General features: G+C 29.0%; 24 protein-coding genes and 1 other annotated feature (1 of these 25 running past the window's edge). All 24 genes read right to left on the bottom strand.

The annotated features are described in order from the left end of the window. Positions 1–25, bottom strand: a binding site (T-box leader) (it extends 201 nt beyond the left edge of the window). Between the two features lie 103 nt (positions 26–128). The 24 genes from M2214_RS04925 to M2214_RS04810 all read right to left on the bottom strand — a co-directional run bounded on the left by M2214_RS04925 (position 129) and on the right by M2214_RS04810 (position 20,471). Then, positions 129–581 carry a DivIVA domain-containing protein gene (locus tag M2214_RS04925; RefSeq protein WP_248483398.1) on the bottom strand — a complete coding sequence of 151 codons (453 nt, stop codon included), beginning with the start codon at positions 579–581 and terminating at the stop codon, positions 129–131. Between the two features lie 14 nt (positions 582–595). Then, entirely contained in the window at positions 596–1,384 is a 789-nt protein-coding gene (locus tag M2214_RS04920) for a YlmH family RNA-binding protein (protein WP_248483396.1), read from the bottom strand. Beyond that, positions 1,385–1,657 (bottom strand): YggT family protein, encoded by a 273-nt coding sequence (locus M2214_RS04915; RefSeq protein WP_248483394.1) that lies wholly within the window; start codon positions 1,655–1,657, stop codon positions 1,385–1,387. 15 nt (positions 1,658–1,672) lie between these two features. Further along, positions 1,673–2,122, bottom strand: a complete 450-nt coding sequence (locus tag M2214_RS04910; RefSeq protein ID WP_248483392.1) for a cell division protein SepF — start codon at positions 2,120–2,122, stop codon at positions 1,673–1,675. An 11-nt stretch (positions 2,123–2,133) separates the two neighbouring features. Next, positions 2,134–2,835, bottom strand: coding sequence for a YggS family pyridoxal phosphate-dependent enzyme (locus M2214_RS04905; RefSeq protein WP_248483390.1), 702 nt, complete (start codon positions 2,833–2,835; stop codon positions 2,134–2,136). A gap of 9 nt (positions 2,836–2,844) precedes the next feature. Then, positions 2,845–4,107: an HlyD family efflux transporter periplasmic adaptor subunit gene (locus M2214_RS04900; protein WP_248483388.1), complete on the bottom strand. Its 1,263-nt coding sequence runs from the start codon at positions 4,105–4,107 to the stop codon at positions 2,845–2,847. Between the two features lie 234 nt (positions 4,108–4,341). Next, a complete protein-coding gene (spoIVA, locus tag M2214_RS04895) occupies positions 4,342–5,817 on the bottom strand; it encodes a stage IV sporulation protein A (protein WP_248483386.1) in 1,476 nt (491 codons plus the stop codon). A 91-nt stretch (positions 5,818–5,908) separates the two neighbouring features. After that, the gene (locus M2214_RS04890) at positions 5,909–6,925 is read right to left on the bottom strand and encodes an NAD(P)H-dependent glycerol-3-phosphate dehydrogenase (protein ID WP_248483384.1); all 1,017 of its coding nucleotides are present in this window, start codon (positions 6,923–6,925) and stop codon (positions 5,909–5,911) included. A 17-nt stretch (positions 6,926–6,942) separates the two neighbouring features. Next, positions 6,943–7,536, bottom strand: coding sequence for a glycerol-3-phosphate 1-O-acyltransferase PlsY (plsY, locus tag M2214_RS04885; protein ID WP_248483382.1), 594 nt, complete (start codon positions 7,534–7,536; stop codon positions 6,943–6,945). 5 nt (positions 7,537–7,541) lie between these two features. Further along, positions 7,542–8,864, bottom strand: coding sequence for a ribosome biogenesis GTPase Der (gene der / locus M2214_RS04880; RefSeq protein ID WP_248483380.1), 1,323 nt, complete (start codon positions 8,862–8,864; stop codon positions 7,542–7,544). A 21-nt stretch (positions 8,865–8,885) separates the two neighbouring features. Then, on the bottom strand, positions 8,886–10,214 hold the full coding sequence (locus tag M2214_RS04875) for a DUF512 domain-containing protein (protein ID WP_248483378.1): 1,329 nt from the start codon (positions 10,212–10,214) through the stop codon (positions 8,886–8,888). A 449-nt stretch (positions 10,215–10,663) separates the two neighbouring features. Further along, entirely contained in the window at positions 10,664–10,855 is a 192-nt protein-coding gene (locus M2214_RS04870; RefSeq protein WP_248483376.1) for a capping complex subunit for YIEGIA, read from the bottom strand. Between the two features lie 2 nt (positions 10,856–10,857). Continuing rightward, positions 10,858–11,766 (bottom strand): YIEGIA family protein, encoded by a 909-nt coding sequence (locus M2214_RS04865; RefSeq protein WP_248483374.1) that lies wholly within the window; start codon positions 11,764–11,766, stop codon positions 10,858–10,860. A 90-nt stretch (positions 11,767–11,856) separates the two neighbouring features. Then, positions 11,857–13,131, bottom strand: coding sequence for a sensor histidine kinase (locus M2214_RS04860; protein ID WP_248483372.1), 1,275 nt, complete (start codon positions 13,129–13,131; stop codon positions 11,857–11,859). Beyond that, positions 13,124–13,819: a response regulator transcription factor gene (locus M2214_RS04855; protein ID WP_248483370.1), complete on the bottom strand. Its 696-nt coding sequence runs from the start codon at positions 13,817–13,819 to the stop codon at positions 13,124–13,126. The genes M2214_RS04860 and M2214_RS04855 overlap by 8 nt, the downstream gene beginning before the upstream one ends. Positions 13,820–13,832: 13 nt before the next feature. Next, positions 13,833–14,534: a peptidoglycan editing factor PgeF gene (gene pgeF / locus M2214_RS04850; protein ID WP_248483368.1), complete on the bottom strand. Its 702-nt coding sequence runs from the start codon at positions 14,532–14,534 to the stop codon at positions 13,833–13,835. Between the two features lie 7 nt (positions 14,535–14,541). Next, positions 14,542–15,000, bottom strand: coding sequence for a transcriptional regulator NrdR (gene nrdR / locus M2214_RS04845; protein ID WP_248483366.1), 459 nt, complete (start codon positions 14,998–15,000; stop codon positions 14,542–14,544). 48 nt (positions 15,001–15,048) lie between these two features. Continuing rightward, positions 15,049–15,312, bottom strand: coding sequence for a YlmC/YmxH family sporulation protein (locus tag M2214_RS04840; protein WP_248483364.1), 264 nt, complete (start codon positions 15,310–15,312; stop codon positions 15,049–15,051). 88 nt (positions 15,313–15,400) lie between these two features. Further along, the gene (gene sigG / locus M2214_RS04835) at positions 15,401–16,174 is read right to left on the bottom strand and encodes an RNA polymerase sporulation sigma factor SigG (RefSeq protein WP_248484764.1); all 774 of its coding nucleotides are present in this window, start codon (positions 16,172–16,174) and stop codon (positions 15,401–15,403) included. Positions 16,175–16,265: 91 nt separating this feature from the next. Further along, entirely contained in the window at positions 16,266–16,997 is a 732-nt protein-coding gene (gene sigE / locus M2214_RS04830) for an RNA polymerase sporulation sigma factor SigE (RefSeq protein ID WP_248483362.1), read from the bottom strand. Positions 16,998–17,158: 161 nt separating this feature from the next. After that, the gene (locus M2214_RS04825; protein ID WP_248483360.1) at positions 17,159–18,013 is read right to left on the bottom strand and encodes a sigma-E processing peptidase SpoIIGA; all 855 of its coding nucleotides are present in this window, start codon (positions 18,011–18,013) and stop codon (positions 17,159–17,161) included. Between the two features lie 191 nt (positions 18,014–18,204). Next, positions 18,205–19,290, bottom strand: a complete 1,086-nt coding sequence (gene ftsZ, locus M2214_RS04820; protein WP_248483358.1) for a cell division protein FtsZ — start codon at positions 19,288–19,290, stop codon at positions 18,205–18,207. 106 nt (positions 19,291–19,396) lie between these two features. Continuing rightward, on the bottom strand, positions 19,397–19,759 hold the full coding sequence (locus tag M2214_RS04815; protein ID WP_330651549.1) for a small basic family protein: 363 nt from the start codon (positions 19,757–19,759) through the stop codon (positions 19,397–19,399). Then, complete coding sequence (locus tag M2214_RS04810) at positions 19,752–20,471, bottom strand: DUF881 domain-containing protein (RefSeq protein WP_248483356.1); 720 nt, start codon at positions 20,469–20,471, stop codon at positions 19,752–19,754. Before M2214_RS04810 ends, M2214_RS04815 begins: the two co-directional genes overlap by 8 nt. Position 20,472 lies beyond the last annotated feature (1 nt).

The raw sequence follows: 20,472 nt of genomic DNA, 5'->3' as shown, positions 1-20,472 counted from the left end.
TACTTGTCCCCTTCTCAGTTTTTTTATTATTGAGTTTTAATTAAGATTTAATAGCATTTTATAATATTTTTTTAAATAGGTCAATATCTTTTTTAAAATTTATAGAAAATTTTGTATTTTATGTATTATTAGTCTATATCGTCAAAAGTCTCATCTATTATCTTTATTTCATTTTGTAAAAGCCCCTTAAACTTGCCCTTAAATAGCTTAAATGACTTTCTAGTTTCTTCGTATTCTTTTCTTATTTCTATAACTTGATTGTTAGCTTCTTCTATTATTTTTCTAGCTTTAAACTCAGCTTCTTCTATTACAAGTTGTGATTTTTTAGCTGCATTAGTGTTTACTTCCTCAGCTGTATTTTGAGCTACTATAAGGGTATTTTTTAATGTTTCTTCTATATTTTTGTATTTGTTTACTTGTTCTGTCATCATGCTTAATTTATCTTTTAATTCTATATTTTCTTTGTAAAGTTTTTCAAAATCCTCTTTAACCTCATCTAGAAATTCATCTACTTCTTCTTCTTTAAATCCTCTTAATGCTCTTCTAAATTCTTTGTTTTCTATATCTAATGGAGTTATCATTACTTTAAAACCTCCTACAATATTATTTTTACTTTTACTCTTAATCTTCCTTTTTTATTTACATCTCCTATATCACATATTATACATCTGCCTTTTCCCCTTACAGATATTAATGAATTTACATCTATCTTCTTTGAGATATTATTGATAGGCTCATAATCTACATAAACCCTATTTGATGAAATAATTTTATTCGCCTCTTGTCTAGATATATTGTATATTGAAGATACAATGCTATCAATTCTATTAGAAGAAACAGTAAAACCTATTTCCTTATAATTTATATCTACTTTTTTAATTTCAGAAATTGATATTTCTTTAACTGATATATTATTACGAGCTACCTTAGTCATATTAAGAATTATATAATCTTTTATATCAGTTTGGACTACAACTTGACAAAAACTTTTATGTATTAATATGTCTCCTATTTTTTCTCTTTTTATACCAAGACCAAGTATAGATCCTAAATAATCTTTATGAGATACCTCTTTGAACTTGAAGTTTCCCTCAATGGTCAAAGCACTTATAGGAGAATCTATATCTTCTTCAGATACATAGTAAGGATATATGTATATTACCTTTCTTTCAGATCCGTCATATCCTCCATACACACTGTATTTTATATCGTCTATAGAGTTCAGCGCTGCTATAGCGTTTTTTAATTCATATGGATTTAAAAAATCTGTATATCTATAGTCGTGATTTTTTAAAACACCTAAAGCCTTGTCTATAACTTTATATATAGTTTTTTTTAAATCTAAGTCCTTTATATGCGAAGTTATTCTTCCTTTGTCAACCATCTAAAACACCATAAATAATATTCTCATAACAATCTTATATACCCACCCTATAAGAATATAAGCTATTATAGGCGAAAGATCAAACGAACCTGTATTTGTATACTTATATAACAGCTCTCTTATAGGGTACAATATAGGTTCTGTTACACTATATACAAAATCTGTAAGCTTAGAGTATTGTAAACTCGGCACAAAAGAAATAACACATCTTATTATAATCATAAGTTCTAAAAACTGAACAAAATACCCTAATGCCTTAATTATAATCCACATAAATGAATTCTCCTTTTACACATTTTTTTGCCATGGAAATAATCCTTTGTTTTCAAGTTCTTTTTTGATATTTCCATCGATATCTATATTGCTAGGGGCTAATATAAAAATTCCCTTAGATACCTTTTGAATACTTCCATCAAGTGCATATACTGCACCACTTACAAAATGAAATATATTCTTTATAAGTTCTAAGTCTTCTATATTTTCTAAATTTACAACTACAGCCTTTCTATTTTTTAAGTTATCTACAATAGATGCAGCTTCATCGTAATCTTGTGGTTCATGTATCATAACCTTCATTTGAGTAGTTGCATGTATATTCACTATCTTACTATTAGGTTTTGCCGCTGGCTTTTGATTTAAATTAAGAACTTCTTCTTCATATTCTTCTTCTTCGTATTCTTCATACTCTTCTTCGAAGCCCATAAATTTTTTTACTTTATCTACAAATTTATCAGACATATCTATTCCTCCTATTTCATATAATTTCTTTTACCAAATATAGAAGTCCCAACTCTTACCATATTCGATCCTTCTTCTATAGCTATCTTATAATCGTTGCTCATCCCCATAGATAAATAGTTCATCTCAACATTTTCTAAATTGAGTTTTTCTATTTCTTCCGATATTTTTTTTATTTCCTTAAAATATATTCTAACATCTTCTGGGTTATCAACATATGGTGCCATAGTCATAATTCCATTAATTTTTATATTTTTATAATCACTAGATACAGTTTTTATAAAATCTAAAACATCTTCTTTGTAAAGCCCATGTTTAGTATCTTCTTTTGATATATTAACTTGAACTAAACAATCCATAACCTTGTTTATATTTTTAGCTCTTTTGTTTATTTCTTCACATAAAGATATTCTATCTAAAGAATGAATCATATCTGCTTTATCTATAATATACTTTACTTTATTAGTCTGTAGTGATCCTATGAGGTGCCATTTTACTTTATCCCCTATTACCTCATATTTCCTTACAAGTTCTTGTGGTTTGTTTTCTCCAACATGAGTTATCCCTAAGCGTATTGCTTCTTCTATAATAGGTATGTCTACAGTTTTTGTAACACCTATCAATATAATATCATCTGGATTTACATTTGCTTTATTAGCAGAATTATTTATTGAACCTAGTACTTCGTCTAAATTTTGTTTTATGTAATCCACTTCTCACACCTACCTTATCTTTTGACCTTCTTTTATATTTTTAGGATTTATAATAAGTTCATCATATAAATCAATAGTATCTATTCTATTTTTCTTAATATCAGAGTAATCAAGTACTATGTACTCATCATCTTCTCCTAATATGCTCTTAAGTTCTTTAAAAACAGCACTTCCTGTTTCTGACAATATATATACTCCTCTTTTTTCTTTTACTGTAACAACAGCATTTTTAGGAATTTTTATACCACTAACCTGTCTATATATGATATTAAAGTTACTAACTCTTTCATCATAAAAATCTACTTTTTCTTCATCTACTTCAAGTACTAATATATTTTTTTTGTTCTCATCTTTATATAAATTTTTAACATTAGCACTAAATACTTGTCCATCTTTACTAACTTTTACATTTGCACCTATTTTTATATGACTAGTTTCTTGTTCATCAAGGATTGAAGCGATATACCATATATGGTTATTTATTATCTTTCCTATTTGATTCCCTACATCAACATTACCATTTTTCTTTATTCTATTTTCTTGATTTTTAACTGTTGAAAGATATTGTGAATTTAAATGGTCTATACTAGATAATTTAAGAGTATCTTCGTATCCATCTTGATTAAAGGATATAACACCCGACTCTTGTGCAAAAACATTTTTAACTGAAGAATTTAGATCATTTTCTATCTTGAATTTTTCTTCTTGTAGAGTTTTTATATTTTTACCAATAATACTTTTTTCTCCCCATATCAGACTCTTTTTATCTATAGCCTCTAGTAATTCTTCTTTTAAGTTCTGTATATTTTCTATATCTGAATTTATAAGCTTAGTCTTTATTTCTTCTCTCAATCTGTTTGTTGTCACATCTATTTTATGTATATCACTCTTAAGTATTTCTTCATTTCTGTTAGATTCTATACTATCTATTCTTCTATTTATAGTATCGAGTTTTTCTTTTTTCTGAAGGTCAACTTCACCTTTTTGTATTTCAGCTATTTTTTTATTTTTAGGAATTCTTTTCCCTTCTTGAACTAAGTAATCTATATTCCCCTGAGCTTGTGATAATATTACTTGCTCATCCTTTATTATAACCCCTTGTTTATTTATACATTCTACTAAATCGCCATACTCTACAGTTTCAACCTGAACTGTATAGCTAGTCATATTATTTAACAGTCTAACGAATATGTAAGCAATCACACCAAGTATTATTAAATAATTATACTTAATTTTTACTCTCTTATATTTTCTTTTTTTTCTCTTTTTCACAGAGTTCACCTCTATATAATTTAATAATTCTTCAAAAACGTTATTTATCCTTTTTATATTTAATTTATCTAAAAGTTAAAATTTGCGAAAATCCCACCTGAATTAAGCTTCATTTTATATATTCACAAAAAAAATAGGGTTAAAAAACTTACCCCCTTTAATTACTAGATTATATCAATAAGCACCTAAAAGTCAAGAAAAAAGAGGCTTAAATAAGCCTCTTTTGTTTAATGATTATAATATTATAGTTATCAAATTAGCACTACCTTCATTAATTATTTTTTGAAGTGTTTTTTGCATTTTTATTCTTACATCTTCTGGCATCATAAATAATTTATTTTGAAGCTGTTCTTTAACTAAATCATGTAATGATTTTCCAAACATATTTGATTGCCATATTTGCTCTGGATTTTCTTGGAATCCTTCTAGAAGGTATTTAACAAGTTCTTCACCCTGTTTTTCAGTTCCAACAACAGGAGATACCTCAGTGGTTATATCTGCTCTAATTAAATGAATGGATGGCGCCTTAGCTCTTAATCTAACACCATACTGATTTCCCTTTTTAACTTGTTCAGGAGTATCCAGAGTTAACTCTTCTAATGATGGAGGTACTAATCCATATCCCTTATCTCTAACATCATTTAATGCAACTTCTACCTTATCATATTCTGATTTAACCTTAGATAGTTTAGATATAAGACTTAGTAGTTGATGTTCTCCATCAATTCTAAATCCACTTTTTTCTTCTAATACATTATAGAATAGATCTTGTTTTGTATCTAATTTAATATTTACTATTCCCTCTCCAAGTCCAACATCATCTAAGTAGCATTTATCTAAAAACTCAATATCTTCAAATCTATTAACAATATTTTTAATATCTCTTATCTTTCCTACGTCATCAAGACTTTCTTTTATAGTCTTTATAATATCATTTTTTATCCAATGATTTTTTTCAAGTCCTTCTACCCATTTTGGTAGATTTATATTTATTTCTCTAAGTGGGAAATCAAATAATATAGTTTCCATAACATTCTCAACATCATCTAAATCCATATTAAGTATGTCAAGAGGCAATACAGGCATATCATATTTTTCTTCTAAATCATTTTTTAATTTAAGCGTTTGTTGATCATTAGGTGTTCTTGTATTTAAAATAATACTAAACGGCTTATTTAACTCTTTTAATTCATTTATAACTCTTTCTTCAGACGGTACATAACTTCTTCTATCTATTCCTGTTACACTTCCATCTGTCAACATTACAACACCAATTGTAGAGTGTTCTTTTATTACTTTCTTAGTTCCTATTTCAGCTGCCATTTCAAAAGGTATTTGTTTTTCCATCCAAGGAGTTGATACCATTCTCTCTTTTCCTTCTTCTTCATGCCCTAATGCTCCATCAACTAAATATCCTACACAATCAACCATTCTAATCTTCATTCTAAGCTTATCTTTAACCTTTATCTCTATTCCATCTGCCGGTACAAATTTAGGTTCAACAGTCATTATAGTTTTTCCTGTACCACTTTGAGGTAATTCATCTCTAGTTCGCTCTTTTTTATAATCATTATCAATATTAGGTATTACTAAAAGCTCCATAAATCTTTTTATGAATGTAGATTTACCAGTTCTAACAGGTCCTACTACGCCTATGTATATATCACCTTGAGTCCTTTTAGATATATCTTCATATATATTGCTCTTCACAATTATCCCCCCCGCATAAAATTTCTTAATAAATATATATTTCAAAAATGCAGGTTTTATTACAAAAAAAGAAAACTAAACTTTTAAAAGTTTAGTTTTCTTCCATAGCTACTTCTTCCATTTCATGAGTCTTGCTTCTTAGCATAAGATTTATAACAGATTCTTTTACTTCATTGTCTCCATATAAAACCTTATATATTTCATTTGTTATTGGCATATCCACATTATATTTTTTAGATAGATTATAGGCCGATTCAGTTGCGCGTATTCCCTCAACTACCATTTTTATTTCATCAAGAGTCTCTTTTAAAGATTTACCTTTTCCTATAAGTATACCAGCTCTTCTATTTCTACTGTGCATACTAGTACAAGTAACTATTAAATCTCCAGTGCCTGAAAGCCCTGAGAAAGTACTTGACTTAGCACCCATAGCTACACCTAATCTTCCTATTTCTCTAATTCCTCTTGTCATTAAAGCTGCCTTTGTATTGTCCCCATATCCAAGTCCATCACAGATTCCAGCTCCAAAAGCTATTATATTTTTAAGAGCTCCTCCAAGTTCAACCCCTATAACATCAGGATTCGTATATACTCTAAATTTAGGATTTATAAATGTATCTTGAACTTGTTCAGCTACTTTCATATTTTCTGATGCTACAACTACAGTAGTAGGCATATCTTTAGATACCTCTTCCGCATGAGATGGCCCTGACAAAATAGCATAAGGGTTGTTTGGAAGTTCTTCCTTAACAACCTCAGATATTCTAAGGTTAGTATCTTTTTCAAATCCCTTTGCTACATTCACTATAATTTGATCGTCTTTAACATAATCTTTTATAGATTTTAATACCCCTCTAACACCTTGAGATGCTACTCCTAAAACTATTATTTTTGCTTCTTTAACAGCATCTTTAAGATCAATTGTCATTTTTATGTTATTTGGCATTATTACCCCTGGAAGATATTTAAGATTTTCCCTAGTCTTCGTCATACTCTCATATTGATCTTTGTTTCTCATATACAAGCTTACTTCGTATCCCTTTTTAGATAATAAAATAGCAAGAGCGCTCCCCCAACTACCTGCTCCTAATACACAAATCTTTTCCATAAAAACACCTTCTAACTCTATTTTATTTGAATCTTTTGACCTATCTTTCTCTCTTCACCCTTAATAACCCTTTTTATATTTTCTCTATGTGTAAATAAAATTAAAATCATCAAAATAATAGAAACTGTAAATTCATTTCTGCCTACGAAAAACATAAAAAATGGAAGCGTACATATACCAAGCATGGATCCTAAAGATACATATCTAGTAATGTAAATAATTATTATACCAGCTAATACGCATATTATAGCTTGTAAAGGATTTATAACCATAATGGTACCAATGGTAGTTGCTACTCCTTTACCTCCTCTAAATTTCAATAAAACGGGCCAATCATGACCTAAGACAACAAATATAGCAGATATTAAGGCAACCTCTCTGCCACCCATCTTAAGGCCTATATACACAGCCAGTGAGCCTTTTAAAGCGTCACCTAAAAATGTGATTAATGCAGCTTTTTTACCCAAAGTTCTAAGTACATTAGTTGTGCCTGCATTTCCAGATCCATGATTTCTAATATCTATTTTTGCCATAGTCTTTCCTAAAATATAAGATATTGAAATGTTACCTAAGAAATAAGAAATTAAAGCAGCTATAAAATAATTGTTCATATTATCTATCTCTTCCTTTCTTTCTCTTTATAATTAAATCTAACAGGAGTTCCCTCAAATCCAAAATTCTCTCTTATTTTATTTTCTAAGTATCTTTGATAAGAAAAATGTGTAAGTTCCTTATCATTTATAAATAAAGTAAATTTAGGAGGCTTAATACCTGTTTGAGTTGCATAGTAAATTTTAAGTCTCTTACCTTTATCAGAAGGCGGTTGATTTAAAAGTACAGCTTCTCCTATTACGTCATTTAAAGCACCCGTTTGAATTCTCTTTGAGGCTTCATTTGAAATATATTTAACCTTAGGTAGTACTGTGTTCATTCTTTGGTTTGTCTTAGCCGATATAAATATTATAGGAGAATATAGCATAAACGGAAACTTCCCTCTTATATCTTGTATGTAATTGTTCATAGTTTTATTATCTTTTTCTATTAGATCCCATTTATTAATTACTAGTATACAAGCCTTACCTTCATCGTGCGCAATACCTGCAACCTTAGTATCTTGCTCTGTAACTCCTTGAGTAGCATCTATAACTATAAGTGCAACATCTGCTCTTTCAACAGCCGTAATAGATCTTATAACACTATACTTTTCTATATTTTCATGTACTTTACTTCTTTTTCTAAGACCAGCAGTATCTATTAATAGGTATTTATCGTCTCCATCTTCAAAGTAAGTATCTATAGCATCTCTTGTAGTACCAGCTATTGGACTTACTATTACTCTTTCTTCTCCTAGTATATTGTTAAGTATAGAAGATTTACCTGCATTTGGTTTTCCAACTATAGCTACTTTAATTACATCTGGGTCGTATTCAGTATCTAATCCCTCTGGGAAGTTGTCAACAACCTCATCTAATAAGTCTCCTATTCCAAGACCTATTGAAGCAGATATTTCTATCGGATCTCCAAATCCTAGTTCATAAAAATCGTAAAAATGCTCTGATTTTTCTTTATTATCTACTTTATTTACGACTAATAGAACAGGTTTTTTAGTTTTTCTAAGCATTTGAGCTACTTCTCTGTCATCATTCGTAAGTCCCACTTTTCCATCTACTACGAATAAAATTACATGTGCCATATCCATGGCAAGCTCAGCTTGAGTTCTCATTTGTGATACTATTATATCTTCACTCTCAGGCTCAATTCCACCAGTATCTATTAAAGTATAGTATTTATTTAACCATTCTCCCTCTGCATATATTCTATCTCTAGTTACTCCAGGTGTATCTTCTACTATTGCAATTCTCTTACCTACTAATTTATTGAACAATGTTGATTTTCCAACATTAGGTCTTCCAACTACGGCAACTATTGGTTTACTCATTTTAAATTACTCCTTTTCTATTTACTTTATTAGTTTTTTTACAAAATCTGTGCCTTCATTTTTAGATGCATCTATTTTTATATCTAATCTCTCTTGAAGGTCATCAAGAGTTATATTATCTAAGAATATATCTTCATCCGATTTTAGCATTGCCTTAGGTATTACAAGCTTGTCTCCAAGTTTTTCATCCTTTAACTGATTAATTATATCAGTTGCAGTTATAAGTCCTGCTACAGTTATCGTCTCTCCAAAATACTCATTCTTTATCTTATATACGTTTATTTTTAGATTTTCAACATTACTCATAACTTTTAAAGAAACCTTTTTTATAAAATTATAAGCTGATTCTCCAGTTGCAATAGACACTGTCTTTTGATTTTTTAATCTAACAAAAGTTTTTTGAAGATAGTCATCTATTTCTCTCTCAAGCTTACAAATAAGGCCTACTCCATTTTCTATTTGTGCAAAGCCTTCATAAGAATCATAAGAAGGTATATCTTTTTTAGCCATAACATAAAATTCATCTGATAAAAACACAAATCTAGTACCTATATTATCAAGTGCTTTCTTTTGAAATTCATGTATAAAGTCTATAACTTCTATTGAAGAATCTTCATTATATATTTGGGCATCAAATAAGCCTTCTCTATACTTAGTAAGCCCAATAGGAACCACTGCAACACTTTTTACATGAGGATGTAGCTTAGACAAGTCATTAAGAGTTCTGTCTAGATTTGCTTTGTCGTTTACACCAGGGCATAAAACTATCTGAGCATTCATCTCTATTCCTGCATCTGCTAACCTCTTCATTATACCATATAATTTCCCTGCATTTTTATTATTAAGCATCTTTCCTCTAAGATCTGGATCAGTTGTATGTACCGATATATTAACAGGGCTTATTCTATATTGTATCATTTTTTGTATATCATCTTCACTCATGTTTGTAAGAGTTATAAAGTTTCCTTGTAAAAATGAAAGTCTTGAATCATCATCTTTAAAATAAAGCGTTTCTCTCATTCCTTTTGGAAGCTGGTCTATAAAACAGAATATGCATTTATTTCTACAACTTTTCGCTCTGTCTATTATAGGATTTATAAATTCAATTCCTAAATCTTCATCATATTCCTTTTCTATTTCATATATATATATTTCTCCATCTTTCTTTTGTATCTTAACTTCTAGATATTCATCTGATATGAAAAACTTATATTCTATAATATCTTCTATTTTTTTATCATTTATACTTAGAAGTATATCTCCAACTTCAATATCTAATTCCTCTGCTATACTTCCTTTATTAACAGCGCTTATGATATTTTTTATTTCTTCAATGTTTTTTAGTTCCAAATAACATCACCACTCTTTTAAATAATATGTCAAGTTATATTATCACGTAATCGCTCAAATAGTCAAGATAGCTTAGTTTTGTATTAAAATTTGCTTTATGCTGTCGCATAGCTCATGTCGCCAACGAGTCCTACGGGCTCCGTTGCTCAAAATAATTGCAAATTTAATTCTTTGATCAACGTTATTCACATATTTAAAGTTTAGACAGCTTAAATAAAAATGATGCTTATTAAAATGTTAGCTACTTTTTAGTTAATATTTTTCCATAAAACTTAGATTGTGACGTTGAAATATACGTTAAGAAACTTCGTTGTCTGACCATAGGGAGTTTAGAAGTTTTAGGATATTTCATAAGGGGGAATCTTTAGTTTTATTAAAATCTTAACCGAAGTAGCGGTATTTTAATGAGCATCATTTTGCGCTTAACCATCTAACTTTGATTATTAATCTTAGTGTTTAACTATTATAAACGTATCATTCAATGCATCATGAACCATCCCCATAACGCATTTAGATATGATAAGTGATCTTCTCTCTAAATCCTCTCTATCCTGTGCATAAAATACAGGTACTGTACTAGACTTCATATCTTTATCCATTGTAACAATAGCTATTATACAATCATTTAATCCTATATCCATTATTATCTCCTACCTTTCAAAAAATTAGTTTTTCCTTTTGCAGATTCTATAATAGGAGTATTTTTAATTATTTCTATTAGTAGACTTTCATCTTTTTTTATAGGTATTATAGGCATTACTATACTTTCTTTTTCTTCATTTCTTCTTAATATTGGAGTAAAATCAGGTTCATCTGCGTCTTTTTTAATTCCAAGTTGAACCGATGAATTATGTGCTATAACCTGTCTTTGACCTAAATTAGATAAAATACCTATATCATTGGGATCCTTAGGTATAATTTCAACAGCCAATCCATCTTGTAAATATCTATTTCTAGATGATGAAAGCCCCACATTCATAATAACTACTCCACTCACCTTAAGAAGAGGTCCATCAAATTCTATTTTAGCTGGTACGACCTCGGCTACTTCTCCAATTTTGTCTCTAGTCAATATTGCCTTTAATAATGTGGCTACAACAAAACCTACTGTTACAGATATAATAATTGATACTGGATTGTTCATATTAAATATATCTGATGATAAATAAAATACAATTCCTGTAGCTAGCGCTGTAAGTATTGCCATATAATTTCTAGCTTCAAATGCCTTTGCTATGTCTTCTATATAAGCCATCCCCCTTGGAACAATTTCAGTATCCTCTATATTATCAAGACTTTGTCTTTCCATATTTCTAACATCTCTAAACTGCTGAGCTGCTAGAGTCAAGAATGTAACTGCCGAAAACTCTTTCTCAGCAAGCGATGGAACTGCTACAGCTCCAAGTGAAGCTGCTATTATACCAAGTGTAATATGAGATATAAATCCCTGTGGATATGTAGGGTACTGTCTGTAATCTAACTTCATCATATACAATCTTGCAAATATTCCCATAAAAAACGAACAAGATATTAAGTATACGTAATTTCCCAAATCATCATCTCCTTTTTATGATTCGTTTAATTTCATATACTTATTTTTACAAAAAAAGAATAAATATTTCCTTGTAATTTAAGGAAATACTTATTCTTCAATAGTTACTATAAATTCCGTTCCTCTATTAAGTGCACTCTTTACCTTTATATCTGCACCCATAGATATTATTATATGTTTTACAATAGCAAGGCCCAGACCAGTCCCTCCTATTTTCGTACTTCTAGCTTTATCAACTCTATAAAATCTTTCAAATATTCTAGCTATATCCGACTGAGGTATTCCCATACCCGTATCCTTTACAGATATTATTATTTGATTTTTCTTTTGAGTCACAATAACCGATACATCTCCGTTTTCAGGTGTATACTTTATTGCATTATCAATTAAATTTAAAAACACTTGTTTTATATAATCTTTATTAGCTTTTAATTGTATATCCTCACTTGAAAATTCATATGTGTACTCTATATTTTTATTTTTAGCTGAATTATAAGTAAGATCATATACTTCTTTGAATACAGAATATAAATTGACACTATCATATTTTTCATTTTCATTATTTTCTATAAATGACAGAACTAATATATCATCAATAAGCCTTCTAAGTCTATTAGATTCTATCTCTATTATATCTAAAAATCTATTTCTCGTTTCAACATCTATTGAATCATTGTTTTTTAAAGTCTCTACAAATCCATTTATAGATGTTAATGGAGTTTTAATTTCATGAGTTACATTTGCAACAAAGTCAGATCTTATTTTTTCAAGTCTTACATTTTCAGTTATATCCTCTATATTTATAATAGACCCTATAACTACATTTTTTGCGTTTTTTAGATATACTGGATCCACCTTTATTTTGTAATATCTATCATTTTCATCTTTTATTTGAACCTTTTTATGTTCTCTAGTAGGTATTAGTGATGATATAGATTTTACCATGGCTTCATTATTTATAACACTGTCTATATTTTGTCCTTCAAACACAAAATCAACATTATCAAATAATTTTTTAGCTACATCATTTATAAGTAATATCTTTTGTTCATTGTCGATAGCTACTATTCCATTTGATATACTCTTTAATATAGATTTGAGCTTCATGTTCCTGTCTCCTAATTCCTCTATATTAGTATTTATCTTACTTATCATAAAATTAAAATTACTAGACAGCCTCCCAAGATCTCCACTATACTGATTTTTAAGTTTGACTGAAAAATCACCCTCACTTACTCTATTTGACACATATATAAGCTCTTTTAAGTATTTCCTAAGTACACGTAAATATCTATATATTAAGTTCGATACTATAACAAGCAGTAGAATAATTACATATATATCATTCATATCGATATTAATCACCTTCTTTTAAATTTATCTTATATCCTACCCCTCTTATTGTTTCTATATATTTTTCACCATCTTCTATCTTTTTTCTTAAATGTCTTATATGAACATCTACAGTTCTAGTTTCTCCAAAATATTCATATCCCCATATTTTGTCCAATAAAAAATTTCTAGATAAGACCTTACCTTTATTTTGAGCTAGAAGCTTTAACAATTCAAACTCTTTCAAAGTCAAATCTATTTTTTTAGAATCTTTGAACACTTCATAATTTTGTAAATCTATTTTTATATTACCTAGCTCTATAGAAACTTTTTTTTCAGATTTACTAGAATTATATCTTCTAAGCACAGCCTTAACCCTAGCCAACACTTCTTGTACACTAAAAGGCTTACTTATATAATCATCTGCTCCAACATCAAGGCCCTCTATCTTGTCTTTTTCCATAGTCTTTGCTGTAAGCATTATTACAGGTATATTCTTTGTACTTTTATCTTCTCTTATTTTCTTCAAAACCTCGAGCCCATCTATATTCGGAAGCATTCTATCTAACAATATTAAATCGGGCTTTAACTCTCTTACTTTTATAAACGCATCGAGTCCATCATATGCAGTTTCTATATTGTACCCTTGTGTTTCAAGGTTAAATTTTAAAAGTTCGACTATATGCTTCTCATCATCAACAACAAGTATATCTGTGTTCATAAAATTTCCTCCTTTAGAGTATCTGCATTACCATAGCCATTCTCTTTGAAGTTCCATTTTCTCTTCTATAAGAATGGAATGTATTCTCATCACAATAAGTACACAAATTTGGATTAAATATATTTTCTCTTTTTATACCATTTCTTATAAGTATCAATTCATTAATTTTAAAAAGATCCAAATAATACTTTTCATCTCTCATTATATATAAACTTTCACTTAAGTTTGTAAACTTAGTGTTAAATTTTTCTACCAAATCATGTGAAACTTCATAGCAGCAGCTATCTATAGCAGGTCCTATTATACACTTTATATTTTCAACCTTTGATTTGTATATATTTTTCATTTTATTTATGATAATTGAAGATATTTCCTTGTAAGTTCCTCTCCATCCTGCATGAACACACCCTATAACCTTATTTTCAACATCTATAAAAGCTATAGACACACAATCAGCTACAAATACCATTATAGGAACATCAGCTATATTGGTTATTATTCCATCTGCTTCTTCAATGTTTCCTATATTATTTTCATCAACTACTACTACGTCATTTCCATGAACTTGCTTATTATATGTTAGATTATCGAAATTAAAATTCACATTCTCGCATAGTTTTTCTCTATCATCCGATAAAGACATATCAAGCTCCTTAGTTGTAAAAATAACCTTAGCAAAATCACATTTATTAGCACTATTAAAATCTATATACATTATGTTTTCACCTTTTCTCACTGAGTATTTTTTCTAATTCTTGAACGAATGTATTTATATCTTTAAAATGTCTGTATACTGATGCAAATCTAACATAAGATACCTCATCTATATTCTTGAGCTTTTCCATAACTAGCTCACCTATTTTCTTAGTTTCTATTTCCTTGAACATATTTTTATTTATATTATATTCTATTTGATCAACTATATTTTCAATTTGCTCAATTGAAACTGGTCGTTTTTCACACGCCTTTATTATTCCATTTATTATTTTACTTCTATCAAAGCTTTCTCTATTTCCATCTTTCTTTATAACCACAAGTCTTACATATTCTATTTTTTCATAAGTTGTAAATCTTTTTTTACAGCTCTCACACTCTCTTCTTCTTCTTATAGAAGTTCCCTCTTCTGTGGGCCTAGAATCTATTACTCTAGACTGCAAAAAACTACAGTACGGACATTTCATAGCATACCTCCAATAATTTCTAATAACATAATTATATACATTAATACTTTATATGTCTATGTCATTAAAATCAACTTGTTGATCCATTTTTACCAAAATCATATCATGTCCTATTTTAATTATATTATTCCACGATACAGCACAAGCTTCTCCTCGTGATAATAAATAACCTTTTGATCCTTCATTAACAATTATTAAAGATTTTATTCTACCTTCCCCCATATCCAATTCTATATCGTTTATAAATCCTAACTTTTTACCGTTATTCACATTAACAACCTCTTTTTCCATCATATCCGAAATTTTAAACATACGTATCCCTCCCTTTTATTTATAATAATTATGAATTAAAAAACTATTTTATACTACTTTATATGTAAAAAAAAATGACCACTTAGGGTCAAATATGCTTTCTCATGTTCTTTAAGGCATTTTTTTCTATTCTGGAAACTTGTGCCTGAGATATACCTATTTCATCAGCAACCTCTATTTGAGTTTTACCTTTATAAAACCTCAAATCAAGAACTAACCTTTCTCTACTATTGAGCTTTTTCACAGCTTCTTTTAAAGCTATTTCCTCTATCCAAACTTCATCTCTTCCTTTTTTATCTTGAACTTGGTCCATAACGTATATCGCATCGCCATTGTCTTGATATATAGGATCAAACAAAGATATAGGGTCTTGTATTGCATCTAAAGCTAAAACTACATCTTCTCGATTCATATTTAGCTCTTTAGCTATTTGAGAGACATTAGGCTCTTTCAGATTTTCTATTGTTAATCTCTCTCTCACTTGTAAAGCTTTATAAGCTATGTCCTTTAAAGATCTACTAACTCTTATAGGATTGTTATCTCTTAAGTATCTTCTTATTTCTCCAATTATCATAGGTACTGCATAAGTTGAGAATCTTACGTTTTGACTTAAATCAAAATTGTCTATAGCTTTAATAAGACCTATACATCCTATTTGAAATAAATCGTCTATATTCTCTCCTCTATTATTAAATTTTTGTATAACACTTAAAACAAGCCTCAAGTTTCCATTTACGAATTGTTGTCTACACTCTTCATCTCCATTCTTTATTTTAACCAAGAGTTCTCGCATTTCTTTGTTTTTTAATACTGGTAATTCAGATGTATTAACTCCACAGATTTCTACTTTATTTATTTGCATCATACCAGCCCTCTCTTCAAGTTATTTCTAATTTAATTATTTACAGAAATATAAATTTTATACTCAAAGAGAATGCTTAAAATTTTACAATTTAAACAAATTTTTTCATTTCTTTTTTAAGTCTAAATACAATCTTTTTCTCGAGTCTAGATATGTAAGATTGAGATATTCCAAGCATATTAGCTACTTCCTTTTGTGTTTTTTCATCTCCACTTTTAAGCCCAAATCTCAGTTCCATTATCTGTTTTTCTCTTATAGAAAGTTTATCTAACGCTATTTGAAGTAGCTCTCTATCTATTTCCTCTTCTATTAATTTGTATATTTCATCGTTATCAGTTCCCATAACATCAGAAAGTAAAAGTTCATTTCCATCTAAATCTATATTCAAAGGTTCATCAAACGATATTTCTACTTTTTTCTTACTGTTCTTTCTAAGATACATAAGTATTTCATTTTCTATACATCTTGACGCATATGTAGCAAGCTTAATCTTTTTATCCAATTTAAATGTATTAACAGCTTTTATAAGACCAATTGTACCTATTGATATTAAATCTTCTATATCAAGGCCTGTATTTTCAAATTTTCTAGATATGTATACTACAAGCCTTAAATTTCTTTCTATTAATATACTTTTAACACTTTCATCACTTTCAAGTTTTTTTAAAACTTCAACTTCTTCTTCAGCATTCAAAGGTGGAGGAAGTATATCATTACCACCTAAATAATATATCTCATCTTTTCTCACGAGATTAAATTTAATCAATAGTTTATTGACTAAATATACAATTTTGTTCTTTAACTTATAAAACGACTTAACCATAAACTTCACTCCCCCTTAATAATCATCAAATAAAATTCGTCTAGTCGCTACGCACTGACTCATGTCGCCAACGATCCCTACAGGCTCCGTTGCTCAAAATAATTACAAGTGTAGTTATTGTATCAATATTATACATAGAACGGAAATTCTATAATCCCTTATCATATAAAATTAGGATTTATTATTGCATCATATGCATTCATATCATCCGAACTTAAATTTGATAAGCCCAATATTATATTTCCCTTTTTATGTCCCTGTATTTCTATGTAATCTGCCTTTATTCCTATTAACAATCCATCTTCATTTCCAACTACTTTGTAAGGTATTACTCTAAACCTGCTAGAAATAGTGTCACTTAATTTGCTCATTAAATAATCTACTTTTTTTAAATTCATAACTGAATAATCAACATATACTAGTTCTTGAGGTAAAACATCTTCTAACTTTTTGACATCTACTATCATTACAGGATTTTGGCTTACAGGATCCTTTAATAGATTACCTGTATCCATTAAAGTGTTAAATACTACTTGCTTGTTTTCAATCTTAACAGTTATATCATTTTTTAAATCTTTAAATACATTAAGGCTTTTTATTATTTTGTAAAACCTATCAAAAAGACCACTATTAGCTATAAAAAAAATGAAAGAAATTAAAACCCACGATACTACAGTGTAATCTATACCAGAACAATAAATTATGTACATCGTACTACCTGCTAAAAACATATTCACAATATAAAACACCATCAATAATTTAAGGTATTCCTTAATGCCTTTATACTCAAAACCTATAAACACTATAAATAAGGCAAAAACAATTTTCATTAAAATATTGTATAAAAACATTAAACTTGGAATAAAATAAACCATACAATATAAAGCTCCTATAAACCCTCCTGCAAAAGCTCTATATTTAGAAAAATTGTTATTTACTATCCTCGAGGTTGTTTTTAATATCATGTAATTTGCTAATAGATTATGTAAAAAATAATATTCTGCATAAACTATCATTTAAACCACCTTTTTTGTTTTGACATTTAATGGTTATAACTCATAAATAAATTATACTAAATTTTAAGTTATTTTTATGTCACAATAGGTAGTCGAATTCCAATTTATTTTCCTCATTTTTTAACAATATTTTCTCTCTTTTAAATTATGCATAAAAATTTAAAATTATGCATAAAAAAAAGAAGATAATATTATCTTCTTCTTAAAAATGTAGGTATATCCAAATCAGGATCTACACTAGTATTTACTTTTTCTTCTTTAATAGTCTCTTTTACTTCTTCTTTTTTCTCTTTTTTATCTACTATATTTAAAGTCGTATCTTGTCCTTCTTCAAAGCCTGTTGCTATAACTGTTATTCTAAGTTCATCACCTAGATCCTCATTTATAACTGCTCCAAATATAATGTTAGCTTCTTCATCACATGCTTCTTGAACTAAGCTTGCTGCTTCATTAATTTCAAATAATCCTAGATCGTCTCCTCCAGTTATATTTAAAAGAACACCTTTTGCTCCTCTTATAGAAGTCTCAAGCAGTGGACTTTGAATAGCTTGCTTTGCAGCTTCAATAGCTCTGTTTTCTCCTTTAGCATTACCTATACCCATATGCGCTAATCCTTGTTCTCTCATTATAGTTTGAACATCAGCAAAGTCTAGGTTTACAAGTCCCGGTACAGCTATTAAGTCAGATATACCTTGAACCCCTTGTTGTAATACATCATCGGCTTTCTTAAAAGCGTCAAGCATAGATGTTTTCTTTTCTACTATCTGTAATAATCTATCATTAGGTATAGTTATTAATGTATCTACATTAGTTTTAAATTCTTTTATACCCTGTTCAGCATGAATCATCCTTCTTTTACCTTCAAATGTAAAAGGCTTTGTAACAACACCTACTGTAAGTATTCCTAATTCTTTAGCAATTTTTGCAACAACAGGAGCTGCTCCCGTTCCTGTTCCACCACCCATTCCGGCAGTTACAAATACCATATCCGCACCTTGAAGAGCTTGTGTGATATCTTCCTTACTTTCTTCTGCTGCTTTTTGTCCTATTTCAGGATTTGCTCCCGCTCCTAGTCCTCTTGTTAACTTGTCTCCTATTTGTATCTTTTGTTCAGCTTTTGAAGTGAATAGTGCTTGCTTGTCTGTGTTTATGGCTACAAACTCTACACCTTGTAAATTAGCCTCTATCATTCTATTAACAGCATTGTTTCCTCCGCCGCCTACTCCTATTACTTTAATTTGTGCAAACTGATCCATACCAACATCAAATTGTAGCATGTAAGAACCTCCTTACTTATAATTCCTTTTTATTTTTTATACTATATTTAATAAATTATATCTTTTTTAAATTTTTATTAATATTTAAGGTATTCAACAGAAAGTATTAATTTCCTCTTTTTTTATTAATCAATTTGTTAAAAGCATATCTTCTAATAATAGCGAAGTTCTGAAATAATCTTCCTCCGAAAACGAATATACTCGCATAATACAGAGGAAAGCCTAATCTATCTCCTATATATGCCAATATTCCGGCTAAAATTGCATTTCCAAAAAAACCAGTTACAAATATAATTCCATCGTATTTACCTTCAAGTGTTGCTCTTATAGCCCCAAACACGGAATCCATTGCAGCTAATAATCCTACAGATATGTACAAAGAATAGCTATCAGGATAAGTTACAGGTATATAATATCCAATAATTATTCCTAGTGCAAGTCCTATCAAAGATAAAATCAAACTAATCACCTTCTTTTATATATTCAAATTTAAATTCGCCACTATATTTAGGTATTATTATTTCATCTTTTTCCTCTACTTCAAAACCTATATCATAAAGATACTCTTTTGTATTTATATTGGAATACGGATTTTCCATAGCAGATTTTAAAAACTTTTTATCACCTACTGCTTTTATTACAAATGGCTGTCCATATGTAGATTCATTTATAGTTATAGTAGGACCTGAGCATTTTATTTCAGAAAATGTAGTCAATCTTTCTCCATTTATCGATATAGCCTCTGCTCCAGCTACTTTAAGATCATTTATAACCATTATTACGTCTTTGTCATGAATAACAAGGTCATTTGGGTTTTCCCATTCTTCTAGCTCTCTTTCACTATCACTTATTCTAATTACTACCCCTTCTCCAACTACATCTTTAAATCCAGTTATAACCTTAGCATCATCTAGTTCTTTTTCTAATATAGTCTTTATAGAACCTGTATCTTCGATTTCAAGTTCATACTTTGCTATATTCGATTTTTTCTCAAGTATTAATTTATTTAAATTTTCAACGTCAACTCTTTCTACCTCTATTTGATTTTCAATTTCTTGTATTGTTTTCAATGTAACAAAGGTCTGATTTCCATTAATATTTTTAATACTTACAGCTATTAATATCCCTATTATGAAGTTTATGATTATCATAGACTTTTGTTTTATCTTTACACTACCCATA

The organism is Tepidibacter aestuarii (genome assembly GCF_934924865.1).
In the GTDB taxonomy this organism is placed as follows: domain Bacteria; phylum Bacillota; class Clostridia; order Peptostreptococcales; family Peptostreptococcaceae; genus Tepidibacter_A; species Tepidibacter_A aestuarii.
This window is presented reverse-complemented; position numbering and strand designations above follow the sequence as displayed.

Bases quoted from the DNA above. Each gene is read 5' to 3' on its own strand.
- M2214_RS04855 (WP_248483370.1), bottom strand. From the start codon at position 13,819: ATGAACACAGATATACTTGTTGTTGATGATGAGAAGCATATAGTCGAA.
- M2214_RS04920 (WP_248483396.1), bottom strand. From the start codon at position 1,384: ATGGTTGACAAAGGAAGAATAACTTCGCATATAAAGGACTTAGATTTA.
- M2214_RS04890 (WP_248483384.1), bottom strand. From the start codon at position 6,925: ATGGAAAAGATTTGTGTATTAGGAGCAGGTAGTTGGGGGAGCGCTCTT.
- ftsZ (WP_248483358.1), bottom strand. From the start codon at position 19,290: ATGCTACAATTTGATGTTGGTATGGATCAGTTTGCACAAATTAAAGTA.
- M2214_RS04870 (WP_248483376.1), bottom strand. From the start codon at position 10,855: ATGGATATAGGATTAAATGATTGTATAATAGCTATTGTTACAATGGAT.
- M2214_RS04825 (WP_248483360.1), bottom strand. From the start codon at position 18,013: ATGATAGTTTATGCAGAATATTATTTTTTACATAATCTATTAGCAAAT.
- sigG (WP_248484764.1), bottom strand. From the start codon at position 16,174: ATGCAAATAAATAAAGTAGAAATCTGTGGAGTTAATACATCTGAATTA.
- M2214_RS04810 (WP_248483356.1), bottom strand. From the start codon at position 20,471: ATGGGTAGTGTAAAGATAAAACAAAAGTCTATGATAATCATAAACTTC.
- M2214_RS04925 (WP_248483398.1), bottom strand. From the start codon at position 581: ATGATAACTCCATTAGATATAGAAAACAAAGAATTTAGAAGAGCATTA.
- nrdR (WP_248483366.1), bottom strand. From the start codon at position 15,000: ATGAAATGTCCGTACTGTAGTTTTTTGCAGTCTAGAGTAATAGATTCT.
- M2214_RS04915 (WP_248483394.1), bottom strand. From the start codon at position 1,657: ATGTGGATTATAATTAAGGCATTAGGGTATTTTGTTCAGTTTTTAGAA.
- pgeF (WP_248483368.1), bottom strand. From the start codon at position 14,534: ATGTATATAGATTTTAATAGTGCTAATAAATGTGATTTTGCTAAGGTT.
- M2214_RS04840 (WP_248483364.1), bottom strand. From the start codon at position 15,312: ATGTTTAAAATTTCGGATATGATGGAAAAAGAGGTTGTTAATGTGAAT.
- sigE (WP_248483362.1), bottom strand. From the start codon at position 16,997: ATGGTTAAGTCGTTTTATAAGTTAAAGAACAAAATTGTATATTTAGTC.
- der (WP_248483380.1), bottom strand. From the start codon at position 8,864: ATGAGTAAACCAATAGTTGCCGTAGTTGGAAGACCTAATGTTGGAAAA.
- M2214_RS04910 (WP_248483392.1), bottom strand. From the start codon at position 2,122: ATGTCTGATAAATTTGTAGATAAAGTAAAAAAATTTATGGGCTTCGAA.
- plsY (WP_248483382.1), bottom strand. From the start codon at position 7,536: ATGAACAATTATTTTATAGCTGCTTTAATTTCTTATTTCTTAGGTAAC.